The organism is Blastococcus sp. DSM 46786 (assembly GCF_900109665.1).
Classification (GTDB): Bacteria; Actinomycetota; Actinomycetes; order Mycobacteriales; family Geodermatophilaceae; genus Blastococcus; species Blastococcus carthaginiensis.
In genome coordinates this window covers 143,875-168,894 of record NZ_FOAO01000010.1, presented here as the reverse complement: position 1 = coordinate 168,894, position 25,020 = coordinate 143,875, and the positions used below count along the sequence as shown (strand labels likewise).

Annotated in this window: 26 protein-coding genes; 6 read left to right on the top strand and 20 right to left on the bottom strand. The window is 76.6% G+C overall.

The genetic code is table 11. The annotated features are described in order from the left end of the window. Positions 1–20 precede the first annotated feature (20 nt). The 4 genes from BMW62_RS11270 to BMW62_RS11255 all read right to left on the bottom strand — a co-directional run bounded on the left by BMW62_RS11270 (position 21) and on the right by BMW62_RS11255 (position 5,669). Entirely contained in the window at positions 21–2,090 is a 2,070-nt protein-coding gene (locus tag BMW62_RS11270) for a putative bifunctional diguanylate cyclase/phosphodiesterase (RefSeq protein ID WP_091930937.1), read from the bottom strand. Between the two features lie 170 nt (positions 2,091–2,260). Continuing rightward, complete coding sequence (locus tag BMW62_RS11265; protein WP_091930970.1) at positions 2,261–3,880, bottom strand: acyl-CoA dehydrogenase family protein; 1,620 nt, start codon at positions 3,878–3,880, stop codon at positions 2,261–2,263. Between the two features lie 72 nt (positions 3,881–3,952). After that, positions 3,953–4,342 carry an SRPBCC family protein gene (locus tag BMW62_RS11260; RefSeq protein ID WP_170852336.1) on the bottom strand — a complete coding sequence of 130 codons (390 nt, stop codon included), beginning with the start codon at positions 4,340–4,342 and terminating at the stop codon, positions 3,953–3,955. Positions 4,343–4,385: 43 nt separating this feature from the next. Next, complete coding sequence (locus BMW62_RS11255) at positions 4,386–5,669, bottom strand: competence/damage-inducible protein A (RefSeq protein ID WP_091930936.1); 1,284 nt, start codon at positions 5,667–5,669, stop codon at positions 4,386–4,388. A 150-nt stretch (positions 5,670–5,819) separates the two neighbouring features. Between BMW62_RS11255 and BMW62_RS11250 the strand changes: the two genes are divergently transcribed. After that, positions 5,820–6,551 carry a hypothetical protein gene (locus BMW62_RS11250; RefSeq protein WP_139206246.1) on the top strand — a complete coding sequence of 244 codons (732 nt, stop codon included), beginning with the start codon at positions 5,820–5,822 and terminating at the stop codon, positions 6,549–6,551. 8 nt (positions 6,552–6,559) lie between these two features. Here the strand turns inward: BMW62_RS11250 and BMW62_RS11245 are convergent, their stop codons facing one another. Together BMW62_RS11245 and BMW62_RS11240 are read right to left on the bottom strand one after the other, a co-directional pair. Further along, a complete protein-coding gene (locus BMW62_RS11245) occupies positions 6,560–8,050 on the bottom strand; it encodes a serine/threonine-protein kinase (RefSeq protein WP_244523973.1) in 1,491 nt (496 codons plus the stop codon). Next, the gene (locus BMW62_RS11240) at positions 8,047–9,717 is read right to left on the bottom strand and encodes a protein kinase domain-containing protein (RefSeq protein ID WP_244523972.1); all 1,671 of its coding nucleotides are present in this window, start codon (positions 9,715–9,717) and stop codon (positions 8,047–8,049) included. Before BMW62_RS11240 ends, BMW62_RS11245 begins: the two co-directional genes overlap by 4 nt. 373 nt (positions 9,718–10,090) lie before the next feature. On the opposite strand from BMW62_RS11240, the gene BMW62_RS11235 reads away from it, so the two are divergent. After that, on the top strand, positions 10,091–10,867 hold the full coding sequence (locus tag BMW62_RS11235) for an enoyl-CoA hydratase-related protein (protein ID WP_091930933.1): 777 nt from the start codon (positions 10,091–10,093) through the stop codon (positions 10,865–10,867). A 93-nt stretch (positions 10,868–10,960) separates the two neighbouring features. Here the strand turns inward: BMW62_RS11235 and BMW62_RS11230 are convergent, their stop codons facing one another. Next, positions 10,961–11,179, bottom strand: coding sequence for a hypothetical protein (locus tag BMW62_RS11230; protein WP_091930932.1), 219 nt, complete (start codon positions 11,177–11,179; stop codon positions 10,961–10,963). A gap of 98 nt (positions 11,180–11,277) precedes the next feature. Here BMW62_RS11230 and BMW62_RS11225 point away from each other — a divergent pair, with 98 nt between their 5' ends. After that, on the top strand, positions 11,278–11,916 hold the full coding sequence (locus BMW62_RS11225; protein ID WP_091930931.1) for an MBL fold metallo-hydrolase: 639 nt from the start codon (positions 11,278–11,280) through the stop codon (positions 11,914–11,916). 24 nt (positions 11,917–11,940) lie between these two features. Here the strand turns inward: BMW62_RS11225 and BMW62_RS11220 are convergent, their stop codons facing one another. The 3 genes from BMW62_RS11220 to BMW62_RS11210 form a co-directional block, all read right to left on the bottom strand. After that, a complete protein-coding gene (locus BMW62_RS11220) occupies positions 11,941–12,219 on the bottom strand; it encodes a GlsB/YeaQ/YmgE family stress response membrane protein (RefSeq protein WP_244523971.1) in 279 nt (92 codons plus the stop codon). Between the two features lie 224 nt (positions 12,220–12,443). Beyond that, positions 12,444–12,926 carry an SRPBCC family protein gene (locus BMW62_RS11215; protein WP_244523970.1) on the bottom strand — a complete coding sequence of 161 codons (483 nt, stop codon included), beginning with the start codon at positions 12,924–12,926 and terminating at the stop codon, positions 12,444–12,446. Further along, complete coding sequence (locus BMW62_RS11210; protein ID WP_091930930.1) at positions 12,916–13,656, bottom strand: GntR family transcriptional regulator; 741 nt, start codon at positions 13,654–13,656, stop codon at positions 12,916–12,918. The genes BMW62_RS11215 and BMW62_RS11210 overlap by 11 nt, the downstream gene beginning before the upstream one ends. Before the next feature lie 150 nt (positions 13,657–13,806). Between BMW62_RS11210 and BMW62_RS11205 the strand changes: the two genes are divergently transcribed. After that, positions 13,807–14,379 (top strand): TetR/AcrR family transcriptional regulator, encoded by a 573-nt coding sequence (locus BMW62_RS11205; RefSeq protein ID WP_170852335.1) that lies wholly within the window; start codon positions 13,807–13,809, stop codon positions 14,377–14,379. 162 nt (positions 14,380–14,541) lie between these two features. Here BMW62_RS11205 and BMW62_RS11200 read toward each other — a convergent pair whose 3' ends face one another. Then, positions 14,542–15,918 (bottom strand): metallophosphoesterase, encoded by a 1,377-nt coding sequence (locus BMW62_RS11200; RefSeq protein WP_244523969.1) that lies wholly within the window; start codon positions 15,916–15,918, stop codon positions 14,542–14,544. A 148-nt stretch (positions 15,919–16,066) separates the two neighbouring features. Next, positions 16,067–16,693 carry a CYTH domain-containing protein gene (locus tag BMW62_RS11195; protein WP_170852334.1) on the bottom strand — a complete coding sequence of 209 codons (627 nt, stop codon included), beginning with the start codon at positions 16,691–16,693 and terminating at the stop codon, positions 16,067–16,069. 64 nt (positions 16,694–16,757) lie between these two features. Between BMW62_RS11195 and BMW62_RS11190 the strand changes: the two genes are divergently transcribed. Next, the gene (locus BMW62_RS11190) at positions 16,758–17,723 is read left to right on the top strand and encodes an endonuclease/exonuclease/phosphatase family protein (protein ID WP_091930964.1); all 966 of its coding nucleotides are present in this window, start codon (positions 16,758–16,760) and stop codon (positions 17,721–17,723) included. 93 nt (positions 17,724–17,816) lie between these two features. Then, positions 17,817–18,623, top strand: a complete 807-nt coding sequence (locus BMW62_RS11185; RefSeq protein ID WP_091930927.1) for a DUF2382 domain-containing protein — start codon at positions 17,817–17,819, stop codon at positions 18,621–18,623. A gap of 13 nt (positions 18,624–18,636) precedes the next feature. Here the strand turns inward: BMW62_RS11185 and BMW62_RS11180 are convergent, their stop codons facing one another. The 8 genes from BMW62_RS11180 to BMW62_RS11145 form a co-directional block, all read right to left on the bottom strand. Further along, positions 18,637–19,398, bottom strand: coding sequence for a nitrilase-related carbon-nitrogen hydrolase (locus tag BMW62_RS11180; protein WP_091930926.1), 762 nt, complete (start codon positions 19,396–19,398; stop codon positions 18,637–18,639). After that, positions 19,395–20,576 (bottom strand): pyridoxal phosphate-dependent aminotransferase, encoded by a 1,182-nt coding sequence (locus tag BMW62_RS11175; RefSeq protein WP_091930925.1) that lies wholly within the window; start codon positions 20,574–20,576, stop codon positions 19,395–19,397. Before BMW62_RS11175 ends, BMW62_RS11180 begins: the two co-directional genes overlap by 4 nt. Before the next feature lie 84 nt (positions 20,577–20,660). Beyond that, positions 20,661–20,876 (bottom strand): RNA-binding S4 domain-containing protein, encoded by a 216-nt coding sequence (locus BMW62_RS11170; RefSeq protein ID WP_091930924.1) that lies wholly within the window; start codon positions 20,874–20,876, stop codon positions 20,661–20,663. A 4-nt stretch (positions 20,877–20,880) separates the two neighbouring features. Continuing rightward, positions 20,881–21,606: an MOSC domain-containing protein gene (locus tag BMW62_RS11165; protein WP_091930923.1), complete on the bottom strand. Its 726-nt coding sequence runs from the start codon at positions 21,604–21,606 to the stop codon at positions 20,881–20,883. 1 nt (position 21,607) lies between these two features. Then, a complete protein-coding gene (locus BMW62_RS11160) occupies positions 21,608–22,513 on the bottom strand; it encodes an aldose 1-epimerase family protein (RefSeq protein ID WP_091930922.1) in 906 nt (301 codons plus the stop codon). Between the two features lie 105 nt (positions 22,514–22,618). Next, entirely contained in the window at positions 22,619–23,656 is a 1,038-nt protein-coding gene (locus tag BMW62_RS11155; RefSeq protein ID WP_091930921.1) for a hypothetical protein, read from the bottom strand. Next, entirely contained in the window at positions 23,653–24,303 is a 651-nt protein-coding gene (locus tag BMW62_RS11150) for an RNA polymerase sigma factor (RefSeq protein ID WP_244523968.1), read from the bottom strand. Before BMW62_RS11150 ends, BMW62_RS11155 begins: the two co-directional genes overlap by 4 nt. Before the next feature lie 352 nt (positions 24,304–24,655). Then, on the bottom strand, positions 24,656–25,009 hold the full coding sequence (locus tag BMW62_RS11145) for a hypothetical protein (RefSeq protein WP_091930920.1): 354 nt from the start codon (positions 25,007–25,009) through the stop codon (positions 24,656–24,658). Positions 25,010–25,020 lie beyond the last annotated feature (11 nt).

The following is a 25,020-nucleotide window of genomic DNA, read 5'->3' as shown; positions in this document are numbered from 1 at the left end:
GCGGCCGGGACGGCGAAGGTTCACCCGCGCACGGGGACGGCGCGCCCGGCGATGGCCAGCGCGCAGAGGTCCCCGCCGGCCTCCTTCACCTCACGCATCCACGCAGGCAGCCGCTCGGCGGGCATGGGGTGCCCCAGCAGCCAGCCCTGCGCCAGGTCGCACCCGGCCTCCCGCACCATCCGCAGGTGGTCGGGGGTCTCGATCCCCTCGGCCACCGATCGGATGCCCAGCGTCCGGGTGAGCCCGACGATCGCCGCCAGCACCGCGCCGGTGTCACCGGCCGCGACCCGCTCGGCGGCGGCGAGCAGCGAGCGGTCGATCTTCAGCGTCCCGATGGGCAGCGCGAACAGCTGCGCCAGGGACGACCACCCGGTGCCGAAGTCGTCGATCGCGACGCGGACGCCGAAGCCGCGCAGCACCGACAGCTGGTCCTCGGCCCGGGTCGGGTCCTCCGCCACGCTGGTCTCGGTCAGCTCGAGCACCAGCTGGTCGGGCGGGAGCCCGGAGTCCTGCAGGGCCAGGCGCACGTCGCGCACCAGGGTCTCGGTGGAGAAGTGTCGGGCGCTGACGTTCACCGACATGCGCAGGGCGAGGCCCTCGGCGGCCCACTCCGCCGCTTTCCGGGTGGTCTCGCGGAGCAGCCAGCGGGTGATCGGGATGATCTGCCCCGTCTCCTCGGCCACGGAGAGGAAGGTGTCCGGCGAGAGCAGCCCGCGCTCGGGGTGCTGCCAGCGCACCAGCGCCTCCACGCCCTCGATCTCGCCGGTGTCCAGGCGCACGACCGGCTGGTAGTGCACCACCAGCTGGTCGATCGCGTCGCCGCGCAGGCGGGTGGCCACCTCGAGCCGCCACCGGGCCGCCTCGCGCAGCGCCGGGGAGAACAGGTGCACCCGATCCCGGCCGGAGCTCTTCGCGGCGAACATGGCCGCGTCGGCGTCGCTGAGCAGGTGGTGGGCGTCGCGGACCTCGGGTCGCGCCACCGCCACGCCGATGCTGGCGCTGAGCGGCACGGTGATCTCGCCGGCGGCGAAGGGGCGGCCGAACGCGGACTGCAGCCGGAACGCCAGGGCCGCGGCCTCGGCGCTGTCGCAGCCGTGCGCGAGGACCACGAACTGGTCGGCCCCGAGGCGGGCCACGGTGTCGCCCGGGCGGACCTGCTCGGAGAGCCGGCCGGCGACCAGGCGCAGCAGCTCGTCGCCGACCTGGTGACCCAGCGAGTCGTTGACGGTCTTGAAGGCGTCGAGGTCGACGACGAGCAGCGCGACACCTCCCCCGTGGTCGGCGGTCAGCGCCTCACCGGTGAGTTCGATCAGCCGGGCGCGGTTGGGCAGGCCGGTCAGGTCGTCGTGCTGCGCCCTCCACAGCAGGTCCTGCCGGGCCCGCACCTGGTCGGTGACATCGTTGTGCGTGACGACGACGCGCCCCTCGCGGTCGACCCGGGTCGCCTGGAGGTGGAACCAGCAGGTGCCCCGCCGCGTCCGGCACGAGTAGTCGAAGGCGAACGTGCGGCCGTCGGAGCTCGACGTGTCGGCCAGCAGCCCCCGCAGGCCCTCGGCGAGCCCGGCGTGCTCCTGCGGCGCCAGGCCACGCGTCATGACCGTCAGGTAGTCCTCGCCCTCGCGGCCCGGCCAGGAGGTCTCGGGGAGCAGCTCCTCGCTGCTGCGCACCCACGCCCGGTTGGTGGAGAGAATCCTGCCGTCGGGCCCGACCAGCACGGTGGGCGAGGGCAGCGCCTCCAGCACCGCGGTGAGCCCGCGGATCTGGTCGTCGCGCTCCTGGTCGGTGCGCCGGCGCACGTCGATGTCGCGGAAGAGCACCGCCGCCCCGGCGGAGTCGGGGAACATCCGCACCTCGTACCAGCGCGACCCGGGCTCGTAGAAGAACTGGAACTCCCGCGGCCGACCGTCGGCGAGCAGCTCGCGGTACCGCTCCTCGGCGAGCGAGCCGCGCAGGGCGGGGAAGGCGTCGCGGGCGTCCCGGCCGAGCAGCTCGTCGGCCCGGTGCCCGAGCAGCCGCTCGGCGGCCTGGTTGAGGTAGGCGAAGCGCCCCTGCCCGTCGAGGCGGTAGACCGCGTCGGGAACGCCGCTCAACGGGTCGGGCCGGCCCTCCGGGGGCCGGTCGTCACCTGGTTGCACGCTGCCCGCTCTCGTCCAGTTGGTCGTCCAGCGCGCTCGCGCGGACGCCGGGGGCTCGGGCCGCTCGCGAAGACGACGGGCAGCACCTGAGCCGTCCCCGAGAGTAGTAGCCCGCGACGGTTCCTTCAGGGGGCGGCGACCTCGGACCGCCGGACGATCTCCGCCACGCCCGTGCCGGCGGGCAGCGTGCCCAGCACGGTCCCGGCCTCTCCGCCCAGGCGGGAGGCGCAGAAGGCCTCCGCGACCGCCGTCGGCGCGTGGCGCAGGAGCAGCGAGCCCTGCAGGCAGAGCGCCAGCGATCCGGCGATGCGGCGGGCGCGGAACGGCAGCCCCTCCGGGTCGCCGAGCTCGGCGTGCAGCCGCTTCACCGCGTCGTCGAACCTGCGGTCGGCCCCCCGGGCCAGCTCCAGCTCGGCGGTGACGGCGGCCAGCGACTCGGAGCTGCGGCCCAGCGCCCGGAGCACGTCGAGGGCGATGACGTTGCCCGAGCCCTCCCAGATGGAGTTCAGCGGCGCCTGCCGGTACAGCCGCGGCAGGCCGGACTCCTCGACGTAGCCGTTGCCGCCGAGCACCTCCATGGCCTCCGCGACGACCCCGGGAGCGCGCTTGCACACCCAGTACTTCGCGGCCGCCCCCGCGAGGCGGAGGAAGGCGGCCTCGCCGTCGTCCACCGCCGCGGCCAGCCGGACCGCCAGCGCCGTCGCGGCCTCGCTCTCCACCGCGAGGTCGGCCAGCACGTTCTGCATCAGCGGCTGGTCGGCCAGCAGCGCGCCGAACGCGCGCCGGTGCCGGGCGTGGTGACCGGCCTGCGTGAGCGCCGCGCGCACCGTGGCGGCCGACCCGAGCACGCAGTCCACCCGGGTCATGTTGACCATCTCGATGATCGCGTTGACGCCGCGCCCGGGCTCGCCGACGAGCCACCCGGTCGTGCCCTCGAACTCCACCTCGCTGGAGGCGTTGGAGCGGTCGCCGAGCTTGTCCTTGAGCCTTTGCAGCCGGAGGACGTTGCGGGTGCCGTCGGGCAGCACCCGGGGCACCAGGAAGCAGGAGACCCCCTCGTCCAGCTGCGCCAGGACCAGGAACAGGTCGCTCATCGGCGCGCTGGTGAACCACTTGTGCCCGGTGAGCCGGTAGGTGCCGTCGGGCTGCGGGACGGCGCGGGTGGTGTTCGCGCGGACGTCGGAGCCGCCCTGCTTCTCGGTCATGCCCATGCCGGCCACGAGCCCCCGCTTGGCAGCGGGGTCGGCGAGGCCGAACTCGTACGCCCGCGCGGTGAGCCCCGGCTCGTAGCGGGCGGCCAGCCGGGGTGCCCGGCGCAGGGCGGGGACCACCGCGTAGGTCATGGTCGTCGGGCAGCCGTGGCCCATCTCGACCTGGGTCCACCCCAGGTACCCGACGGCGCGGCGGACGTGCGCGTGCGGAGCGGGGTCCGCCCACGGCGCGCCCGCCAGGCCGTGCTCGAACGCCGTCCGCATGAGCTCGTGCCAGGCGGGGTGGAACTCCACCTCGTCCACGCGGTGGCCGTAGCGGTCGTGGGTGCGCAGCCGCGGCGGGTTCTCGTTCGCCAGCCGGCCCCACTCCTGCGCCTGCTCGCTGCCGGCGAGCCGGCCGAGCCCGGCGAGCGACGCCAGGGTGGCCTCGTCGGCGTGCCGGCGGCATGCGTCGGCGAGCGCGGCGTCCCCGGCGAGCGGGTCGTGCCCGACCAGCGGCGGGACCTGGTTGGTGACCTCGTGGGTGGCGGGCATGACGGCACCGTAATTCAGGTGATCCAGGCGCACCCCCGGTCCGGGCCGCCGATCCGCGGACCAGACGAGCGCTCAGCCGCGGACCAGGCGCGCCAGGGCCAGGCGGGCGGCGGGAGCGTAGGCCAGGACGAGCGGCGCCGGCCCGGTCAGCCGCAGCCCGGTGGTCGTCCCGCCGTCGGGACCCTCGGCCACCCAGTGCAGCAGCCGAACGTGCAGCGGGCCCACCGCCACGCGCCACGACCACCGGCGGGCGGCCTCGTCGACCTGCTCGACGGTGAAGGGCACCGCCACCCCCAGCGGGCCACGCACGCGACCGGTGACGCCGGGAGCCAGCCGGTCGACCGGCAGTTCGACACCGGTGATCTGCGGCGACCACCCCGGCCAGCGGGCGGGGACGGCGTAGCGCTCCCAGACCTCCGCCGGCGCTGCGGTCCCGGTCGCGTGCACGGTCAGCGTCGTCACCGCCGGGAGGTGCCCGCGCCGGGCGGGGCGGACACCTGCGCCCTCAGGCCGCGGGACCGCCCAGCAGCAGCGTGCGGAGCAGGTGCATCACCATCGTGACGGAGCGTTCCCGCACCGCCGTCCGGCTGCCCGGGACGGCGAGCGAGCGCTCCTCGGCTCGGTCCGGCCCGACGACGCAGAGGTGCACCGTGCCCACGGGCTTGGCCTCCGTGCCACCGCCGGGGCCGGCGATGCCGGTGATGCCCACCCCGATGTCGGCGCCGAAGCGGGCGCGGACGCCGTCGGCCAGCGCACGGGCCACCTGCGGGCTGACCGCGCCGTGCTCCGCGAGCAGCTCGCCGGGCACCCCGAGGAGCGCTTCCTTGGCCCCGTCGGCGTAGGCGGTCACCCCGCCCAGCACCGCGGCGGAGGAGCCGGGCCGCTCGGTGAGCCGGGCCACCAGCAGCCCGCCGGTGCACGACTCCCCGGCGGCGATCGTCAGCCGCTGCTCGGCGAGCGCGGTGGCGACCAGGTCGTCGAGGGTCGGGCCGGTGGAGAAGAGCGTGGCCGCGTACCGCTCGGCCAGGAGCGCCGCGAACCGGTCGTACGCCGGCTGGGCCGCCGCCGGGAACCGGGTCAAGATCTCCAGCTCGCCCTCCCGGAGGCACGTGGTGATCTCCAGGCCGCCGAGCTCCGCCTCGAGCTCGCGCAGGGTGGCCGCGAGCTGGGCCTCGAGCGTCCCCCACAGCCGCAGGGTCTCCTGGCGCAGCTCCGCGGCTCCCGACAGCGCGGCCCGGGTCGGCGCCGCCGCGACGGCCGCCGGCCACATGCCCCGCAGCTCGCCCGGCGGGCCGGGCAGCACGAGCACCGGGGGCCCGGTCCGGCCGGCCGCGGGCGGGACGACGAGGCCGGGGGCGGTGCCGACCGGTTCCAGCACGGTGGCCCCGTCGGGCACCAGGGCCTGCTTGCGCACCCCCGCCGCGGTCGACGCCGGGTCGGCCCGCCAGCCGCGGCGGGCCATCAGCCGCTCCACGATCCGGCCGATCCGCTGCTCGAGGGCGGGGTCCACCGCCAGGTCGCGGCCCTGGAACCCACCCACCACCTGGGCGGTGAGGTCGTCGGCGGTGGGCCCCAGCCCCCCGGTGGTGATGAGCAGGTCGACGCCGGTGCCGGAGAGGAAGGACAGCGCGGCCACCAGGTCCTCGGGCCGGTCGCCCACGACGACGACGTGGCCGACGTCGGCACCGAGGCGCCGCAGCTGCTCGGCCAGCCAGGGGCCGTTCCGGTCGGTCACCCGGCCGGTGAGGACCTCGGTCCCGGTGACGACGATGCCGGCGCGCGTGACCACGGACCGACCCTAGGGGCGCCGGCCCGGTCCGGCAGACGCAGGTGCACCCTCCTCCGGGTGGCGTGCGGACGGCCGGCCCCGGCGCCGCTAGCGTGCAGGGCGCACCGCCGTCGACCGGTGGTCCCGCCGGAGCCCGACCTGGAGGCACCCGTGAGCACGCCGTCCGAGCAGCAGACCCCTCCGACCGGCGCGGGCCCCGCGCAGTCGTCGACCCAGGAGATCCCGGTGCCCGCACCGGCCTCCGGCGGCCCGACGACGGTGCAGCAGCTCCCGCCGCCCTCGGCGCCGGTCCGCCCGCCCGCGGCGCAGGCCGGCCCGGCCACGGCACCGGGTGGCTCGACCGCGGCGCAGCCCGGCCCGGTTCCGGCGCCCACCGGCGCCGCCCAGCCCACGGGCCCGGTCGACTTCGTGCCCGGGCTGCCGGGCCTGGGGGCACCGACCGCTCCCCCGGCTGCGGCCGACGGCCCCCCGGAGCAGCCGCGTGCCCCGCGGGACCGCACCCCGCTGATCGGCGCCGGCCTGGTGGCGCTCGCCCTGGTGCTCCTGGAGCTCGGCCTGTCGCTGCGCTTCGGCACGGAGTCGGCGTGGTCGGCCATCCCGCTGTGGTCGGCCTTCGCCACCGCCTGCACCCTGCTGGGGCTGGCCGCGTTCGCCGGGGCGCTCGGCGCCGGCCGGCGGCTGGGCGCCCGGACGGGGTGGCGGATCGCCGCGGGCGGGCTGACCGGCCTGGCGGTCTTCTGGGTGCTGGTCGTGCTGCCCGGCGCCGGGACCGACCGGGGTTTCCTGCTCACCGCCGCGCTCGGCGCCCTCGGCGGGGCGCTGTGGCTGGCCACCGGCCGCGAGGACCGGTCCGGGGAGGGCGGGGCACCGTCCCGCGGGTGACCCGCCGGTCAGCCGCGGCCCCGGCCGTTGCCGTTCCCACTGCCGTTGCCGTTGCCGTTGCCGTTGCCGTTGCCGTTGTCACCGCCGTTCCCGCCGCCGTTGCCGTTCCCGCGGCCGTTCCCGGGCGGGTCGTCCTCCTCCGCCTCGCCGCCGTCCTCGCCGTCGTCCCCGCCGTCGTCCCCGACCGGCACCGGTGCGGGGGCCGCCGGCTGCTCGGGCGCGGGCGCGACCGGGGCGGGGACGGGCTCCGGCTCCGGGGGCGCGATCGCGTAGGTGACGGTCACGACGGTGCCGGGGGCGACAGCGCCCACCGGTGCGAGCTCCAGCACGTGGTCGGGGAGGACGGCGGCGCTCTCCCGGCCGACGAGTTCCACGCCCAGGCCGGCGGCGGCCAGCTCGGCCTCCACCTCGGCCACCGGGCGGCCGACGAAGTCGCCGGCCGCGAGCACCACGGGCTCCGGGGCCTCGCTGGTGCCGCCGTCGGGATCGGCCGGGGCGTCCCCCCACACCTGCAGTGCGGCGATGCCCAGGCCCACACCGACGAGGAGGGCCACCAGCGGCGCGAGCAGGCGCAGGCGCAGGCGTAGCGGACGCGGCGCGGGCGCCGGGACGTCGAGCAGCCGGGTGCCGGCCGGCCGGGCCACCGGCGGCAGCAGCCGGCCGGCGCGGACGTCGTCGACGGCGTCCCGGAAGGCGGCCCCGTCGGGGAAACGCTCGGCCGGGTCCTTGAGCAGGGCGCGGTCGACGAGGGTGCGCACCTGATCCGGGACGTCGGCGGGCAGCGGCGGCGGCTCGTCCCGGAGCTGGCGCAGCGCGATCTGCACCGAGTTCTCGCCGTCGAAGGCGCGGTGCCCGGCGAGGCACTCGTAGCCGATCATGCCCAGCGCGTAGACGTCGCTGGCCGGCCCCGCCTTGCTGCCCCCGGCCTGCTCCGGGGAGAGGTAGTGGGCGGTGCCGACGACCTGGCCGGTCTGGGTGAGCGGCGCGCTGGCGGCGGACCACGCGATGCCGAAGTCGGTGATCTTCACCGTGCCGTCGTCGCCGACCAGCACGTTGCCCGGCTTCACGTCCCGGTGCACCAGCCCGGCGGCGTGCGCCGCCGCCAGGGCGGCCGCCGTCTGGTGGAGCACGTCGAGCGTCCGGTCGACCGCGAGCCGCCCTTCCCGGGCCAGCACCTGGGCCAGCGACTCCCCCTCGACCAGCTCCATGACCAGGTAGGCCAGGGCCTCGCCGTCGGCGGCGGTGGACTCGCCGTAGTCGAAGAGCGCGGCGATGTTGCGGTGCGTCAGCGCGGCGGTGTGCTGCGCCTCCGCCCGGAACCGCGCGAGGAAGGTGGCGTTGCCGGTGTACTCGCTGCGCAGCACCTTGACCGCGACGGCCCGCTGCAGGACGACGTCGCGGCCCCGCCAGACCTGCCCCATGCCCCCGGACGCGAGCAGCGACCGCAGCTCGTAGCGGCCACCGAGGAGGCTCGACGACGGCCGGTGGGCGGAGGTCACTGCTCCGTGGCGGGGCTCGACGAGTCCGTGGTGGGGGTGGCGCTGGTCGTGCTGGGCGCGGTCGTCGTCGTGGGCGTGGTGGTCTGCTCCGGGCCCGCCCCGGTGGTCGGGGTGGGGGTCGCCGGGAGGCTGGGCGTCGTGGTGGCCGTGGAGGTGCCGGCGTCCGTGCTCCCACCCGTGCCGGGGCCGGTGCCGGTGCCGGTGTCCGTGCCCGTGTCCGTGCCCGTGTCCGTGCCCGTGTCCGCGCCGGTCGTGGGCGCGGGGGCCTCGGTGGTCGACGCGGCGCTGGAGGCCCCCGCGCGGTCGACGGCGGCGCCGGTCACCGCCGGCGCCCGCGGGCGGTCCCGCTGCTCGGTGGCGGCGGCGTAGCGGACGACCACGCGGTCCCCGGCGCGCAGCGGGCGACCGGCCGGCTCGACCCCGGTGACCCGGTCGGGGGCGACGTCATCGCGCACCTCGGCGCGGACGGTGACGGTCAGCCCGAGGTCCGCCAGCCGCTCGGCCACCTCGCCCACCGGCCGGCCCAGGAAGTCCGCCTCCTCGAGCACGATGCTGCCGTCGATCCGCTCCCCGGCCGCGGCGGCGGTGCTCGGCGTCCCGCCCTGGGTGAGCGCCTGCAGCAGGGTGGCGGTGATCGCGGCACCGGCCAGCAACCCGATGAGGGGCAGCAGCACGACCGCCAGCCGGCCGCGCCGCCGCGGGACCGGCGGGTGGGCCGCCCCGGTGCCGGGGCGCCGCGCCGAGGAGGGCGCGCCCGCGGGACGGGCGGGTGCCGAGCGGCGCCGCCGCGGCACGGCGTCCACGGCCACCGTGCCCGGGTCGGGACGGCGACCGGCCCGCACCTCGGCCACGGCGGCGGCGAAGCTGGCGCCGTCGGGGAACCGCGCGCCGGGGTCCTTGACCAGCGCGCGGCCGATCAGCGTCCGGACGCCGGGGGGCAGCTCGCCGGGCAGCGGTTCGGGGTCCTGCTGGACCTGCTTGAGCGCGATGGTGACGGCGTTGTCGCCCTCGAACGCCGGGTGCCCGGTGAGGCACTCGTAGCCGATCAGCCCGAGGGCGTAGACGTCGCTGGCCGGCGTGGCGTGCCGCCCCTCGGCCTGCTCGGGGGAGAGGTACTGCGGCGTGCCGATGACCTGGCCGGTGCGGGTGAGGGCGACGCCGCGCGCGGACCAGGCGATGCCGAAGTCGGTGATCTTCACAGCGCCGTCGGGGCGGACCAGGATGTTGCCGGGCTTGACGTCGCGGTGCACCAGCCCGCTGCGGTGCGCCTCGGCCAGGGCGGCGGCGGTCTGCCCGAGCAGCGACAGCGTCGTCTCCGGGTCCAGCCGCCCCTCCCGGCGCAGCAGCGCCGACAGCGGCTCGCCCTCCACGAGCTCCATCACCAGGTAGGCGAGCGTCTCCCCCGAGCCGTCGCGGGCGGTCTCCTCGCCGTAGTCGTAGACGGCGGCGATGCCGGGGTGGTTGAGCCCGGCGGCGTGCTGGGCCTCGGCCCGGAAGCGGGCGACGAAGGTCGGGTCGCCGGTGTACTCGCTGCGCAGGACCTTCACCGCGACCGGGCGGTGCAGGGCGGCGTCGTGCCCGCGCCAGACCTGCCCCATGCCGCCGGCGGCGATGAGCTGCTGCAGTTCGTAGCGGTCACCCAGGCGCCTGCGTCCTGGTTCCACCACGGGGGTCACTCCTCGTCCGTCCGGCCCTGCGCACGGGCCGTGGCGCCGCGCAACTGGGTCATCGTCCACCACCTCCGAGGATGCCCCCTCCCGCCCCTTCTGCCCCACCCGCCACACCGGCGCGCCGGTTGCAGTTCGTGCACGGAGGGCTACACGCCCCGCCGCCGCACGCGCACAGGGGCACGAACGTCCGTCGTCCTCGGGGCGCGGCCGTCGTGCACCTCGGGGTGCGCACCCCCACCTCGCCGCACACCGCGAGGACGGCGGCCGCACGGCGAGGCCGGCCCCGCACGCGGGCGCGCCCCCGCCTGGCAAGGTGATCGCCGACAGGGCCGCGCCGTGCGGCCGACCGCGACCGGAAGGCGGGGCGCCGATGCCCGACACCGTGACCCGGGAGGACGCCGACGGCGTCGCGACCCTCACCCTGCTGCGCCCGGGCCTGACCCACGCCTCCCGCGCCGACCTGCTGGCCTCGGTGCGCGACGTCGCGGCGGACGACTCGGTGCGCGCGGTGCTCCTCACCGGCACCGGGCGCGCCTTCTGCGTCGGGCAGGACCTGGGCGAGCACCTGGCGGAGATGCAGGGGGGCGCCGAGGCCCCGCTGTCGGTGGTGGAGCGGGAGTACAACCCGCTGGTGCTGGCGCTGGCCGGCCTGCGCGTGCCGGTCGTCGTGGGCATCAACGGCGCCTGCGCCGGGGCGGGGCTGGGCCTGGCCCTCGCCGGCGACCTGCGGGTGGCCGCGGCCGGCGCGAAGTTCACCACCGCGTTCACCGGCATCGGGCTCTCCAGCGACTCGGCGCTGGCCGCCCGGCTCGTGCACAGCGTGGGCGGCTCGCGCGCCGCCGAGCTCCTGCTGCTGCCCGAGCCCTTCCTGGCCGAGACCGCCGCCGAGTGGGGGCTGGTGCACCGCGTCGTAGCACCGGAGCAGGTGCTGCCGGAGGCGCAGGCGCTGGCGGCCCGGCTGGCCGCGGGGCCGACCGCCGCGTACCGGGCGGTGAAGACGGTGCTCGCCACCGCGGCCACCGACTCCCTGGAGGAGACGCTGGCGCTGGAGGGACGGCTGCAGAACCAGGTGGGCCAGTCCGCCGACCACCGCGAGGCGGTCGAGGCGTTCCTCGCCAAGCGCGCGCCGCGGTTCACCGGCCGCTGAGGCGGCCGGCCCGCGGGAGTGTGCACCTGCCGCCGGGGGTCGGGTCCGGGCCGGCGGCAGGGCGTCAGGGGGTCGCCGTCACCGGCGACGGGTTCACCGCGCGAGGGCGGCGCAGGCCGGGCAGACGTCGGAGGCCTGCAGCGGCCACGGCTGCTCGGTCGTGACCCGGGCCAGGGAGCCGCAGACGGTGAGCTCGCAGGCGCTGTCCACCTCGGCCGGCGGCCGGTGCAGCTCCACGGCGTGCCACAGCGCGGCGGTCGGGCCGTGGGCGCGGCTGCGGGCGGCGGCGAACGCGGTGGTCTGCAGCATCATGCGGAGGACGTCGGCAGAGCGGCGGCCCCAGGTGACAGCGTGCGGGCGGCTGCTCACCCCGAGGGGTGAGCCCCGGGAGCGGGGTGCAGGATCGGGGCATGGAGCTCACCAAGCACGGGCACGCCTGCGTGGTCCTCTCCGAGGGCGAGCGCCGGCTGGTCATCGACCCCGGCGCGTTCACCGATCCGGTGGCGCTCGACGGCGCGACGGCGGTGCTGGTCACCCACGAGCATGCCGACCACTTCGTCGCCGACCGGCTGCGGGCGGCGCTGGAGGCCACCCCTTCGCTGGAGGTGTGGACCAACCGCTCGGTGGCGGCGGCGCTCGAGGGGGCCGGGAGCCGGGTGCGCGTGGTCGGGGCCGGCGACGCGGTGACGATCACCGGGTTCGAGGTGCAGGTGCACGGCGAGCTGCACGCGGAGATCCACCCCGAGCTGCCCCGGGTGGCCAACATCGGCTTCCTCGTCGACGAGCAGGTGTTCCACCCCGGCGACGCCTTCACCGTGCCCGGCACGCCCGTCCCGACGCTGCTGCTGCCGCTGCACGCGCCGTGGTCGCGCGCGGCCGACGTCATCGACTACGTGCGGGAGGTGCACGCCGACCAGGCGTTCGCCGTGCACGACGGGCTGCTCAACGACACCGGGCTCGGGGTGCTGAGCGGGTTGCTCGGGGAGCGCGGCCCGGGGACACCGACGCCGTACGCGCGGCTGGCACCCGGGGAGTCCGTCGAGCTCTGAGCCCGACGGCGCCCCGGGGCGCGGTCAGCGGACGGCGCCGCGCTTCGACCGGCCGGAGATCCCTTCCGCGACGCCCACCAGCAGGACGGCCGCCACGACGGCGACGACGAAGCCGATCACGTTCAGCTCGAAGATGGTCCCGCTGCCGATCAGGCTGGCGATGATCCCGCCGATCAGCGCGCCGACGACACCCAGGGCGATCGTGCCCAGGAAGCCGAGGTGCTGCTTGCCCGGCGTGATCAGCCGAGCCAGCACACCGATGACGAGCCCGATGACGATCAGTCCGAGAAGGTCCCAGATCACAGTTGCTCTCCTTCGTCCGTCCGGTGCCGCAGCGACCCCGGTCCGGGCCGGGTGCGCACACCGGCGCTCGGCGTGACCACTACCCCTGCACTTTGCAGTGATGCGTCATTTCCCGGATCGAGGTGGCGATCACGGCCCGCCAGGAGGTAGCGGCGCCGGGCGTGGCCGGGCCCCGTCACCGGCTGCGCGCCCACGGCCCGCTGGACCGGGCGCGGCACCGCCGGTCAGCCGCGCCCGGCCGCCTGCGCCACGTGGTCGGGCACCTTGGCGAGCTCCGCGTCGACGGTGCGCTGCACCAACCGGCGCACGGCGTTCCGCGTCAGCCGGCGGACCACCCGGCTCCCACCGGTGGGCTCGTGCCCGATGGTGATCGACACGCGCGTGCCGCCGTCGGCGGTGTCGGTGAGCTCGATCTCCGTCGTCCACGTCTCGGGCGTGAGCTCCAGGCGGGTGCCGACCCGCGACCGCGGCTCCCAGGTCACGATCTCGCCGCGGGGTGCGCCGGCCCGGGGAGCGGTACCCGCGAGCTCCCCGGGGGCGCAGACGAAGGTGGTGCCGACGCCGGGGCTGCCATCGCGGTCCAGCACGTAGGAGACGTCGCACACCGCGCAGTAGGGCTCGAGCACCGCCAGCGCGCGCCAGACCTCCGCACGGCGCTGCGGCACCTCGCGGGCACCGGTCGCGGTGGTGCGCACGTCAGCGCCCACCCACGGAGACCTCGAACTCCACCTGGCTGACGTCCGGCCGCAGCCGGGAGAAGCTGTGCACCTGCGGCCGGCCGCCGCTGTCGCGCACCGTCGTCCGGACGACGAGCAGCGGCGAGCCGGCCACCACGCCGAGCGCGTCGGCCTCGTCGGGGGCGGCGGTGCCGACGTCCACCACGATGCGGGCGTGGGCGAGATCCGCGGAGTACTCCCGGCGCAGGTAGTCGTAGAGCGAGCCCTGGCTGAAGTCCGCGTCCACGGCCCCGGGATAGGCGTCGGCCGGCAGGAAGCTGTGCGCGACGTGGTTGGGGGTGCCGTCGACGCTGCGCAGCCGCACCAGCTCCACGACGTCGGACGCCGGCTCCAGCTGCAGCTCGGTGGCCACGGGCGCCGGCACCGGCACGACGCGCTGGGTGAGCACCGCCGTGCCGACCTGGGCTCCCTGCTCGGTCATCACCGAGTTGAAGCCCGCGATGCGGTGCACGAAGCTCTCGCGGTACTCGTGCCGGATGGCGGGGCGGGTCACGTAGGTCCCCCGGCCCTGCTCGCGCACGAGGTGCCCGTCGGCGACCAGCCCGTCCACGGCCCGGCGCAGGGTGATGCGGCTGACCCCGTACTCGGCGCAGAGGACCGGTTCGGGCGGGAGCAGCGTGAGCTCGGGCAGTGCGGCGACCCGACGGCGCAGGTGCTCGCGGACCGACAGGTACTTCGGTCCCGCCCCGGCATTCACCACGGGGCCAAAGGTACTGCCCGAGGAGACGTCTGGTCGTCATGTCGTATGGGACGTCACATCCCGTGAGCGGCGGTGTGCATCATGCAACCAACGTGACGGCCCGCGGTGCGGCGGCTGGCAGGGACCCGGCCGGCGACCGATGATCACCCGGTGACCGACTCACCGGACTGGCGGAGGCGCAGGTGGGAGGCCACCCACGAGCGCATCTTCGAGGCCGCCGTGGGGCTCTTCGAGACCGAGGGCTTCGACCGGGTGAGCGTCAGCCGCCTCGCCACGGCGGCGGGGGTCTCGGTGCCCACCTTCTACGCGCACTACCCGAGCAAGGAGCACGTCGTGATGCGGCTCATGGCGCCGGCGCAGGTGGCCGCGCTCATCGCCGCGCAGCCGGCCCACCTGCCCCTCGCGCTGCGCATCCGCCGGGCGGCGGTCGAATCGCTCACCGGGATCGGGGCCGAGGTGCGTGACCAGCTGCACGCGCGCTGGCAGATCATCGCCGGGAGCAGCTCGCTGCGGCACCGTGCCGGAGAGTTCGACCGGATCACCGCGACGATGGTCGCCGAGGCGTGCGCGGACGGAGGGCGGCCGCGGCCGGCCGATCTCGTGGTGGCCAGCGCCTACCTGGCCGCCTACACGACGGGGCTGCTCACCTGGGCCGACGGCGACGGCGAGCGCACGCTCGAGGAGTGCATCGAGGCCGCCTTCGACGCACTCGCCCAGGCCTGAGCTGCGGAGCGGGCGCCCTCCGGGGTCCCCGCCCGCGACGGGGGTCGCCGTGCCGAGGCCTGCGGCGCCAACGGCACGGGGGTCCAGCCGCGTCACCGGATCTCCAGCCGCACCGTGACGCGGCTGGACGTCCGCTGGAGCGGCTGGACGTGCTGACGCCGGTCAGCGCCCGGGGGCCCGGAGCTCCACGACCGTGACCTCCGGGCGGGCCCCGACCCGCATCGGCGGGCCCCAGTACCCGGCCCCCGAGGTCACGTACAGCCGGGTGTCGCCGTGCCGCGACCAGCCCTCGACCGCGGGCTGGTCCAGCCGCACTGCGTAGTCGAAGGGCCACAGCTGCCCGCCGTGGGTGTGCCCCGAGAGCTGCAGGTCCACCCCGGCGGCCGCGGCCTGCTCCACCTGCACCGGCTGGTGGGCCAGCAGCACCACGGGCGTGTCGCCGTCCCGGCCGTCCAGCGCGGCATCCAGGTCCGCGCCGTGGCCGGGCAGCCCCGAGGCGGCCGCCGTCCGGTCGTCGATCCCGGCGAGGTCGAAGGACGCGCCGCCGCGGCGGATCGCCACCCGCTCGTTGCGGAGCACGTCCACGCCCAGGGTCGGCAGGTGCCGCATCCAGGCCCGGGTGTCGACGAAGTACTCGTGGTTGCCGGTGACGAAGTAGACGCCCTGCTCGCTGACCAGGTCCGCCAGCGGGGCGACGTCCTCCCGCAGCTCGTCGACCCCGCCGTCGACCAGGTCGCCGACGATGGCCACGACGTCGGGGCGCTGCTCGTTGACCAGCTCGACCACCCGCTCGAACCGCCGCCCGCCGTAGGTGGCCGACAGGTGGCCGTCGGAGAAGGTGACGATCCGCAGCCCGTCCAGCGCCGGGTCCAGCCCGCGCAGGGTCACCGGGACGCGCCGCACCACCGGCGCGGAGTTGGCGAAGTAGGCGCCCGTCCCGGCGGTGCCCAGCGCGACCGCGCCGGCGGTCACCGCCAGCCCCCGGGCCAGGAAGCGCCGCCGGTCGATGACATTGCCGTCCTCCCGGACGGCACCGCCACCAGGTGCCGTCCCCGACTCGAGCAGAGCCGCTGCGACGTCCCTGCGCGGAGGCCTCCGGCCCCCACTCGGGACGACCTCGGTCTGCACCTCGCCGTCCGCACCGCTCTGCACACCGCCGTCCTGCCGGACGGCACCGCGGCCAGGTGCCGTTCCCCCGTCGGGCGGAGCCGCTGCGTCCAGCCCTCGCGAAGGCCTCCGGCGCTCACTCGGCAGGACCGGAGTGCTCACCAGGCGCCCGATCAGGGCGTTCCCCAGCAGGCGGACCGGTTCCAGGACGACCAGCGCGAGCACGGCGTAGAGGGCGATCCCCAGCCAGCTGTAGCCGATCCAGCTCAGCGGGGCGGCGGCCTCGATCGGGAGCAGCCCGCGGGAGAGCAGCGCCGCCACCGGCAGCACGGCCAGGACCACGGTGAGCGCGGTCAGCCGGCGGCGCAGCGAGCCGGGCCCCGTGGTGCTCCGGACCAGCCGGAACCACAGGTAGGCGTGCAGCAGCGCCACGGCCAGCAGGACGACGGTCCCGAAGCCCAGCAGACCGATGAGGGACAGGGGGACCTCCGGCGGGGAAGGAGCGGCGGGGCGGGACCGATCGGTGCACGCCGGTGCAGAGGATGGACGACGGACGGCGGTGCGGCGTTCCCGGGCGGGATCAGCCGCTGCGCCCCAGCCGCGAGGACAGCGCGAACGCGAGCTTGGACGCCCGCGGCGACGGGCGGGCGCCGGCGGCCACCAGCACCTCCCCGACGGCGGCGAGCACCGCCTCGGGCCCGTCGACGAGCTCGACCTCCAGCTCCCGCCAGCTGCGCACCTCGGGTGCTCCTCCGGCGGTGCCGGCGGCCACCGTCGCCGTGACCGTGTCGTCGGCCAGCTCGGCCAGCACCCGGCCCGGCGCGTCACGCAGCGCCGTCACCACCCGCCGGGTGCGCATCGTCACGACCGGCGCGGGCACCTCCCCGGCCAGGAGACCGCCGATCACGTCGAGGAGCTCGGCCGGGGCGACGTCGGTGCCGTCGGTCAACGGCGCGTGCAGCTCGCGGCGGGCTGCGCCGGCGGGCAGCTTGAGGTGCCAGCCCTCGTCCGGTCCGCCGGTGCGGCGGCGCAGCGTGACCCGGGTGCGCACCAGCCGGAGGTCCGCGGTGTCGTGGTAGACCGCCGCCAGCTCGTGCACCACCGGCCCGGCGACGGCCGCGACGCCGGGGACCCCGTCGAGGGCGGGCACGGCGAACCCCTCGTCGACGTCGAACTTGCGCTCGATCTCGAGCTGCTCGGCGACCACGCGCCCGACCGTAGGGCACCCCGCCGGGCGGCAGCTCCCCGGTGCCCTGGTTAGCGTGGCGGGCATGGCACCGCCCTGCGACCACCGCCGGTGGGCCGTCGCGGCGGCCGTCCCGTGGGCGGTCTGGGCGGTGCTGCGCCGCACGGGGACCGAGCGGGGTTTCCCCCTGGTACCCGCGCTCGCCTTCACCCCGTACGCCGCCGGCACCGCCGTGCTGCCGCTGGCGGTGGCCGTGCGGGCCCGGTCGCGCTCCGCCACCCTGCTCGCCGCCGCATCGACTGCGGTGCTCGCCGCGGCGGTGCGCTCGCACCGGGGCCGGCCCGCGGTCGCACCCCCACCGGAGGGCCGGCGGCTGCGGATCGCCACGGTGAGCCTGCGGCGGGGGCTGGTCCCCGCCGAGGCGGTCGTCGAGCTGGCCCGCCGGCACGAGGTCGACGTCCTGTCGGTGCAGGAGCTCACCCCCGAGGCCGAGCAGCGGCTGCTCGCCGCCGGGCTGGCCGAGCTGCTGCCGCACGCCCACGTCGTCCCGGCGCGGCCGGGCAGCGAGCCGGCGGCCTCCGGAGCGGTCTGGAGCCGCATGCCCCTCGGCGCCCGGAGCGCGGTGCCGGGCGGGTTCGAGCAGCCTGCGGTGCGGCTCCCGGGTGGGCCCGGGCCGGAGGTGGAGGTGACCGCGGTGCACACCCGTCCCCCGGCGACGTCCCCGGCCGCCGTCCGAGGGTGGGCCGAGGACCTGGCCGCGCTCCCCGGCCCCGGGCCGGCCGTCCTGCGGGTCCTGGCGGGTGACTTCAACGCCACGCTCGACCACGCGGCGCTGCGCGCGGTCCTGCGCCGGGGGTACCTGGACGCCGCGCGCGCCGTCGGCCGCGGGCACGTGCGGACCTGGAGCCCGCTGCGCTCCCCGGTGCCGCGGCTGGGTCTGGACCACGTGCTCGTGGACCCGCGGCTCGCCGTCGCCGGCTGCCGGTTCGTCCCCGTGGCGGGCAGCGACCACCGGTCGGTCGTGGTGGACCTGGTGCTGCCCGGCGGCTGAGCGCCCGGCCGCCGATGTTCACCGAGCCCGCCCGCTGGGCAGCCCCGACGTGGTGGCGCGCGACGAGGCGCGCCCCACGGAGGGAGCCGGGCCATGTTGAGCGAGCACGAGGTCACCGCCGCGATCGGCAGCACCGCGTACGGCGACGGCGGCGACAAGCTGGGCACCGTCGAGCACTTCTTCGTCGACGACCGGACCGGGGAGCCGACCTGGGTGGCGGTGACCACCGGGCTGTTCGGCACCCGCCACTCGATCGTCCCGGCCCGGGAAGCGTCCTGGGAGGACGGCCGGTTGCGCCTGCCGGTGACCGCGGACGCGGTGACGAGCGCCCCGGCCGTGGAGGGCGCCCACCTCGACCCGGGTGACGAGGCCGAGCTGCGCCGCCACTACGGCCTGGGCGGGGAGCAGGCGGCGACGGCGCCGGCCGGCCGCCACCGCGAACGCGAGGACGCCGGGACGCGCGACGCCGGGACCGCGCAGCACACCCCCGGCGCCATGACCCGGAGCGAGGAGCGGCTGCGGGTCGGCACCGAGCAGGTCACCGCCCGGCGGGTCCGCCTGGTCAAGTACGTCGTCACCGAGGAGGTGCAGGTGACGGTGCCGGTCCGGCGCGAGGAGATCCGGCTGGAGGAGGTGCCGCTGGAGGGCACCGGGACGGCGGGTACCGGGACGGCGGGCGATGCCGGAGTCGAGGAGTCGCTGGTGCCCGAGGGCACGCCCACCACCGGGCTGCCGGACGAGATCGTGCTGCACGCCGAGCGGCCGGTGTTCAGCGTCGAGGTGGTGCCCGTCGAGCGGGTGCGGCTGCGCACCGAGGTGGTCGAGGGCCGGGAGACGGTGACCGAGCAGGTGCTGCGGGAGCAGATCACCGTCGACCGGGACGACGCACCCCGCTCCTGACCGGCCGGGCGGTTCAGCCGCGCCGGTCGGCGAGGAACCGCAGCCGGTCGCGGGTGGCCGCCACCTCCGCGGCGTCGACGTCGGCGAGCACGAGCGTCTCGGTGCCGGCGGCGGTCGCCAGGAGCTCGCCCATCGGGCTGACGATGCGACTGTCCCCGGTGTGCTCGGTGCCGTCCCCGGCGGTGCCGACGCGGTTCACCCCGACCACGTAGGCCTGGTTCTCGATGGCCCGGGCCTGCAGCAGGGTCTGCCAGTGGTGCCGCCGGGCGGCCGGCCAGTTGGCCACCACGACGTAGAGGTCGGTCTCCAGGGCGGCGTGCCAGAAGACGTCGGCGAAGCGCAGGTCGTAGCAGATGAACGGGGTGATCCGCAGGCCCCCGATGGTGACCGTGACCGGCCCGTCGCCGGCGCGGAACCGCTCGTGCTCGCCGCCGTGGGAGAACGGGTGCAGCTTGCGGTACCGGTGCGCCGTGCCGTCCGGACCGGCCAGGACGAAGGAGTTGTAGGGCAGCTCCTCCCCCGGCGCGATCTCCGGGCAGCTGCCGCCCAGCCACACGCCGTGCTCCGCCGCCTGCGCGGCGAGGAAGGCCGCCGAGGGTCCGTCCTCGGGCTCCCCGATGCCCGGCGTCATGGAGAAGCCGGTCGAGAACGTCTCGGTGAGCAGCACCAGTTCGGCGCCGGCCGCGGCGGCCCGGGCCACCTGGCGGGCCAGCCGCGCGAAGTTGGCCTCGCGGTCCTCCCAGACGATGTCGTGCTGCACCGCAGCCACCCTCATGCCAGCCTCCTCAGCCGCTCGACCGCCTCGGCGAGGACGGCGTCGCTCTTGCAGAACGCGAACCGGACCAGGTGCCGCCCCAGGTGAGCGTGCTCCGGGGTGTAGAAGACCACGGTCGGGATCGCGACGACGCCTGCCCGCTCCGGCAGCGCCCGGCAGAAGGCCAGCCCGTCGCCGTCCGGCTGCACCCCGCGCACGTCCACGGTGGCGAAGTAGGTCGCCTGCGGGCTGATCACCGGCAGCCCGGCGTCCCGGAGCCCGGCGACCAGGACGTCCCGCCGGTACTCCAGGTCGCGGGCGATGCCGGTGAAGTACGCCTCGGGCAGCCGCAGCCCGGCGGCCACCGCCGGCTGGAACGGCCCGGCGTTGACGTAGGTGAGGAACTGCTTGGCGGTGCGGACGGCGGCCACCAGCGCCGCCGGGCCGCACACCCAGCCCACCTTCCAGCCGGTGACGTTGAACGTCTTGCCCGCGGAGGAGACGACGAGCGTCCGCTCCCGCATGCCGGGCAGCGTGGCCAGGGAGACGTGCCGGGCGCCGTCGAAGACCAGGTGCTCGTAGACCTCGTCGGTGACGACCACGAGGTCGTGGGTCGTGGCCAGCTCGGCCAGCACGGCGAGCTCCTCGCCGGTGAGCACCGTGCCGGTGGGGTTGTGCGGGGAGTTGACCAGCAGCAGCCGGGTGCGCGGGGTGATCGCGGCGCGCAGCTCGGCCTCGTCGAAGGTCCACGGCCCCGGCCCGCCCTCCGGTGGGTGCAGCGGCACCGGGCGGATGACACCGCCGGCCATCGCGACGGACGCGCTGTAGCTGTCGTAGATCGGCTCGAAGAGCACGACCTCGTCACCGGGCTCCAGCAGCGCGAGCATCGCGGCGGCCAGCGCCTCGGTGGCGCCGGCGGTGACCAGCACCTCGGTGTCGGGGTCGTACCGGGTGCCGGTGGAGCGCTCCCGGTGCCCGGTGACGGCGGCCCGCAGCTCGGGGATGCCGGGGCCGGGCGGGTACTGGTCGGCGTCGGTACCGATGGCGGCCCGGGCGACGTCGAGCACCTCCGGCGGGCCCGGGTAGTCGGGAAAGCCCTGCCCGAGGTTGATCGACCCGGTCGTGACGGCGAGCGCGCTCATCTCGGCGAAGATCGTCGTCCCGAAGCCGCGCAGCCGGGACGCCAGCGGTGCGGTCATGCGGCTCCCTCCCCGGGCGGTTCCTCGCGGCCCCCTGCAGGGTCCCGCGGCGAGCCTGCGAGTCGCGGGGCAGGGGGTCCTTCTTCAGCGGATGCGGACGTCCTCGTGCCCCTCGATCGCGACGACGTCGCCGGAGCGCAGCTGCCGGCCGCGCCGGTCCTCGGGCTCGCCGTTGACCGTCACCGCGCCCGAGAGCAGCACGTCCTTCACCTGGGCCCCGGTGGGAACGGCGTCGACGAGCTTGAGCAGCTGGCCCAGCCGGATGCTCTCCTCGCCCGGGCGGAGGTCGACGGTCTGCACGGGCTCAGTCTGCCGCGCGGTGCAGCTCGTTCCCGACCCGGACCCGGCCGGGGGTGAGGACGGCGGCGCGCACGGCGAGCAGACCGTCCCGCTCGCGGTGCACCGTCTTGAGCACCGAGGTGTCGCGCGCGATCCCGCCCGGCTGCGGCCGGGTGGTCATCACGCAGCGGGGGATGCCGGTGCCGAAGCGCAGCCGCGCCCCGCCCAGGTCGGCCTCCGTGCCGCGCAGCGCGTCCTCGCCCGCGCCGTCGAGGACGACGTTGGCCCGGAAGCGACGGCGGTCCCACGTGCCGAGCGTGCCGGTGGAGACCAGCGAGAGCCGGATCCGCGGGCTGTCGTGGAACGGGCCCGGCGCACCCTCCCACTGCAGCCACTCCGCGGGGTCGGGCTCTTCGTCGTCCACCGCGGACTCGTAGGTGGGGACGTCGGCGTCGTCCTCCGGCGCCGCCCGCAGCTCCACCCGGCGGCCCAGCCAGCGCGACAGGATCGCCTCGTCGGCGGTGACGGTGCCGTCGGGGAGGACGACCTCCACCCCGCCGTCGGGGCGCAGCCGGGCCGCGCCGAAGAGCAGCTCGGGCACCCGGCGGGCGGTCAGCCCGAAGCCGGTGTCGCGGTCGAAGAGCGCCCAGCGCCGGTCGCCCTCGAGGCCGAGCGCGCCCACCTCGGCCTCGGTCAGCCGCTCACCCTGCAGCGACTTCACCGGGTAGCGCCACAGCTCGCGCACCCGCATCTCAGGCCGCCGGGGTCCAGGCCAGCGACCAGGTGCCGGCCCACTCCGCGCCCGGCTCGAGCACCTGCAGGTCGACGCCGTCGGCGAGCGCGTTCGGCGGGCAGGTCATCGGCTCGACGGCGAGGCTGCGCCGCCGCTGGCCCGCGGGCAGCGTGTCGCCGGTGTAGACCTGCAGCCAGGGCCAGGCGGCGTCCGCGGAGACGGTGAGCTCGCCGGCGCTCCCCCGCAGCCGCACGTGCCACCAGCCGTCGGCGTCGCGCTCGAGGTCGGTGAGCGGCGTGTCCAGCGCGCGGTCGCCGATACGGCCGACGGCGCCGTCGAACGGCCGCCGCTCCCCCGTCGGCAGGCCGCCGTCAAGCACCAGCTCGGTGCGCGCCGGCAGCGCGAGCTCGGCCTCGCCGATCCCGCCGTCGTCCACCGCCCCGACCGAGAGGTAGGGGTGGAACCCGGCCCCGAAGGGCGCCGGCCGGTCGCCGGCGTTGCGGACCCGCAGCGTGCTGGTGAGCCCGCCGGCGGCGAGGGTGTGCTGCACCACGACGGCGAGCCGGAACGGGTAACCGGGCTGCGGCTCGACCGTCGTCCCGACCGTGACGGACCCGTCCGCCTCCGCGAGCACCCGCCACGGCTGCCAGGTGACCAGCCCGTGGATGGCGTGCGGCTCCTCGGGCGAGCGGACGTCGAGCTGCAGTTCGGTCCCCTGCCAGCTCCAGCGGCCGTGGCGGAGCCGGTTGGGCCAGGGCACCAGGGTGGCGCCGCGCCAGCCGGGCAGGACCTCCCCGGCCGGGTAGCCGTCGAGCACCTCCCACGCGCCGACGGCGAGCCGGCGCAGCGTCCCGCCGCGCAGGTCGACGGCGAGGACGGCGTCGCCGGCGGTCAGCTCCACCTCGGTGCGGTCGGGATCGGGCATGCCGCCACCTCACCACACCGGGCGACGGGGCCGCTCCCTGCGCCGAGACGCGCGAGATCGGGGTGCCCGGCACCCGGACACCCCGACCTGGCGCATCTCGCCGCGTCAGGGGTGGTAGGTCACCTGCTCGGCGAACTCCAGCACCTGCTCCTGGGTGAACGCGTCGGGCACCTGCAGGGTGAACGTCGTCCCGTCCTGGAACTGGGCCTGGAGGAACCAGCCGCGGTCTCTCGGCCCGTTGTCGACCCGAACCAGCGCGGCCGGCCGGCCCTGCACCGTCACGTCGAGCTGCGGCCCGACGGGCCCCATGAGACTTTCCCGCACCTGCTCCAGCGGGGGGACGTCCTCGGGCAGGGGCACGTGCACGGTGATCGTCTGCTGCTCGTAGGAGTCGTTGACCAGCGTGAGGACGCGGCCCATCTTGTAGAACTGCACCGACCAGCCGGCCGGGGCGAGCTCGGCGGCGAGCGTGGCCCGCTGCGGGCGGTCGACCAGCGACTCGGCGACCGCGACCAGCTCCGGCGGCCGGCCGTACCGGCCCTCGCCGGACAGCAGCACCCACTGGTCGTGTCGGCGCTCCCAGAGGATCTCGGCGAACCCTTCCCGCGCGCAGACCGTCAGGCCGTCCTCGCAGTAGACGTTCCTCGTGCCACGGACCAGGTCGGCCGCCACGCCGTCGACCACGATCTCCCGGCGATCGGTGACGTCGGCGGACGCGTAGCCGTCCTCCAGCCAGTCGGGCTCGTCCTCGTGGACGCCCACCGTGAACCGGTCGGCCCCGTCCGCGGAGTCGTACTCGGCGAAGCCGGCGGACTCGCCGTCCCCGGTGAACGCCGGCCTCATGCCGACGGGCTCGGGGGCCAGCGAGAGCGGGAAGGTCGGCATCTCGAAGTCGACGAGGGTGACGCTGGTGGCCGGCGTCCCGGGACCCTCCGGGGCGGCGATGACCACCGCGGCGGTCCAGGCGGCGGCCACCGCGACGGCCGCCACCCCGGTGCGGACGACGAGCCTCCTGCGCGGCCGTCGCCGGGGAGCCGGGCCCTCGATCTCGGCGAGCAGCGCGGCGCGGGCGGCCGAGCGGGCGGCGGGGGACAGCGGCGGCGCCTCGGGGCCCGCCTCGCGGAGCAGCGTGAGGTCGTTCATCGGTCCTCCTCCTCGGAGGTCGGCGCGAAGGGGGAGACGTCGCCGAGGGCGGCGCGGGTCTGGCGGCGGGCGCGGTGCAGCCGGGAGCGCACCGTGCCGACCGGGACGTCGAGGACGGCGGCGATCTCCTCGTAGCCGAGCTGGCCCCAGGCGAGCAGCAGCAGGGCGTCGCGGTCGCGGGGCTTCAGCCCGGCCAGCGCGGCGGCGAGCGGACCGCGCAGCGCCTGGGCGTCCAGCCGGTCCGCGGCGTCACCCGGGTCCTCGCCGTGCCGCTCGGGTTCGGCGGCGACCCGGGCCAGTGCGCGGTAGCGGCGTTGCTCGGTGCGCCGGTGGCCGTGCACGACGTTGGTGGCGATGCCCAGCAGCCACGGCCGGACCTCGACGTGCTCGGGACGGTAGGCCGCGCGGCGCCGGAACGCGACGAGGAAGGTCTCGCTGAGCAGGTCGTCGGCGAGCTCGCCCACGCGGCGGCCCAGGTAGCGGTGCACGGTCGCGGCGTGCCGGTCGAACAGCGGGGCGAACTCCGCCGGGTCGTCGACCGAGCGGGCGATCAACTCGGCGTCGCCGGGGAGGGCGTCGGGCAGCGCCCGCAGCCGCGGGGGCTCGGCGGGCGGGCCGGCGGACCGGTGCATCGCCGTCGGGGTCACGGCAGGTGATGATCCGGCCGCGATCGGTGAAGTCGTCACACCCGTTGATGTCCGGTGCGGCGGATCCGGTTCACGCCGCCCGTCGCGCGGCACCCCGCCGCCGGTGCGACACCCGGTGGGCAGAGATGTGGGGCGTCGGACCAGACGAGCGAAACCGGCCAGCGTGGGCGCTGACGCCCGGTTTCGAGGCCCGGGAGTCCGCGTCAGCGCACACGCCGGCCGGTGGGATCCGTGAGGGGCCGGCGTGTCAGGGCCTCGACTCCCGTCGTGATGTCCCACAGGACCGCCCACGTGACGCCGTGCTGGCCCCGCCGGGGGCGGCGGCCGTTCCCGGGACCCCGGTGCGTCGCGCTCAGGCGCAGTTCTCGTCGCCGTAGCCGGTGACGGTCCCGGCGGCGGAGAGGAACTCCTGGGCGTCGTCCTCGCTCAGCTCGCCGCTGGTCACCGCGCCCTCCAGGTCGCCGTCGGCCGGGAACATCTCGGCCATGAGGTCCGCGGCCTCCTGCACCTCGTCCCCGGCCTCGTCCGGGACGACGTCGGCCAGCTCCTCGAGCTCGGCCTTGGCCTGGTCGGTCTCGTCCGACTGGATCTGGTCGATCGCCTCGTACTGCGCGCAGAAGTCCTCGACGCTCGCGCCGCCGCAGGCGGAGAGGGAGAGCGGCAGGGCGGCCGCGACGGCGGCCACGGCGAGCGGGCGGATGCGCATGGGGATCCCTT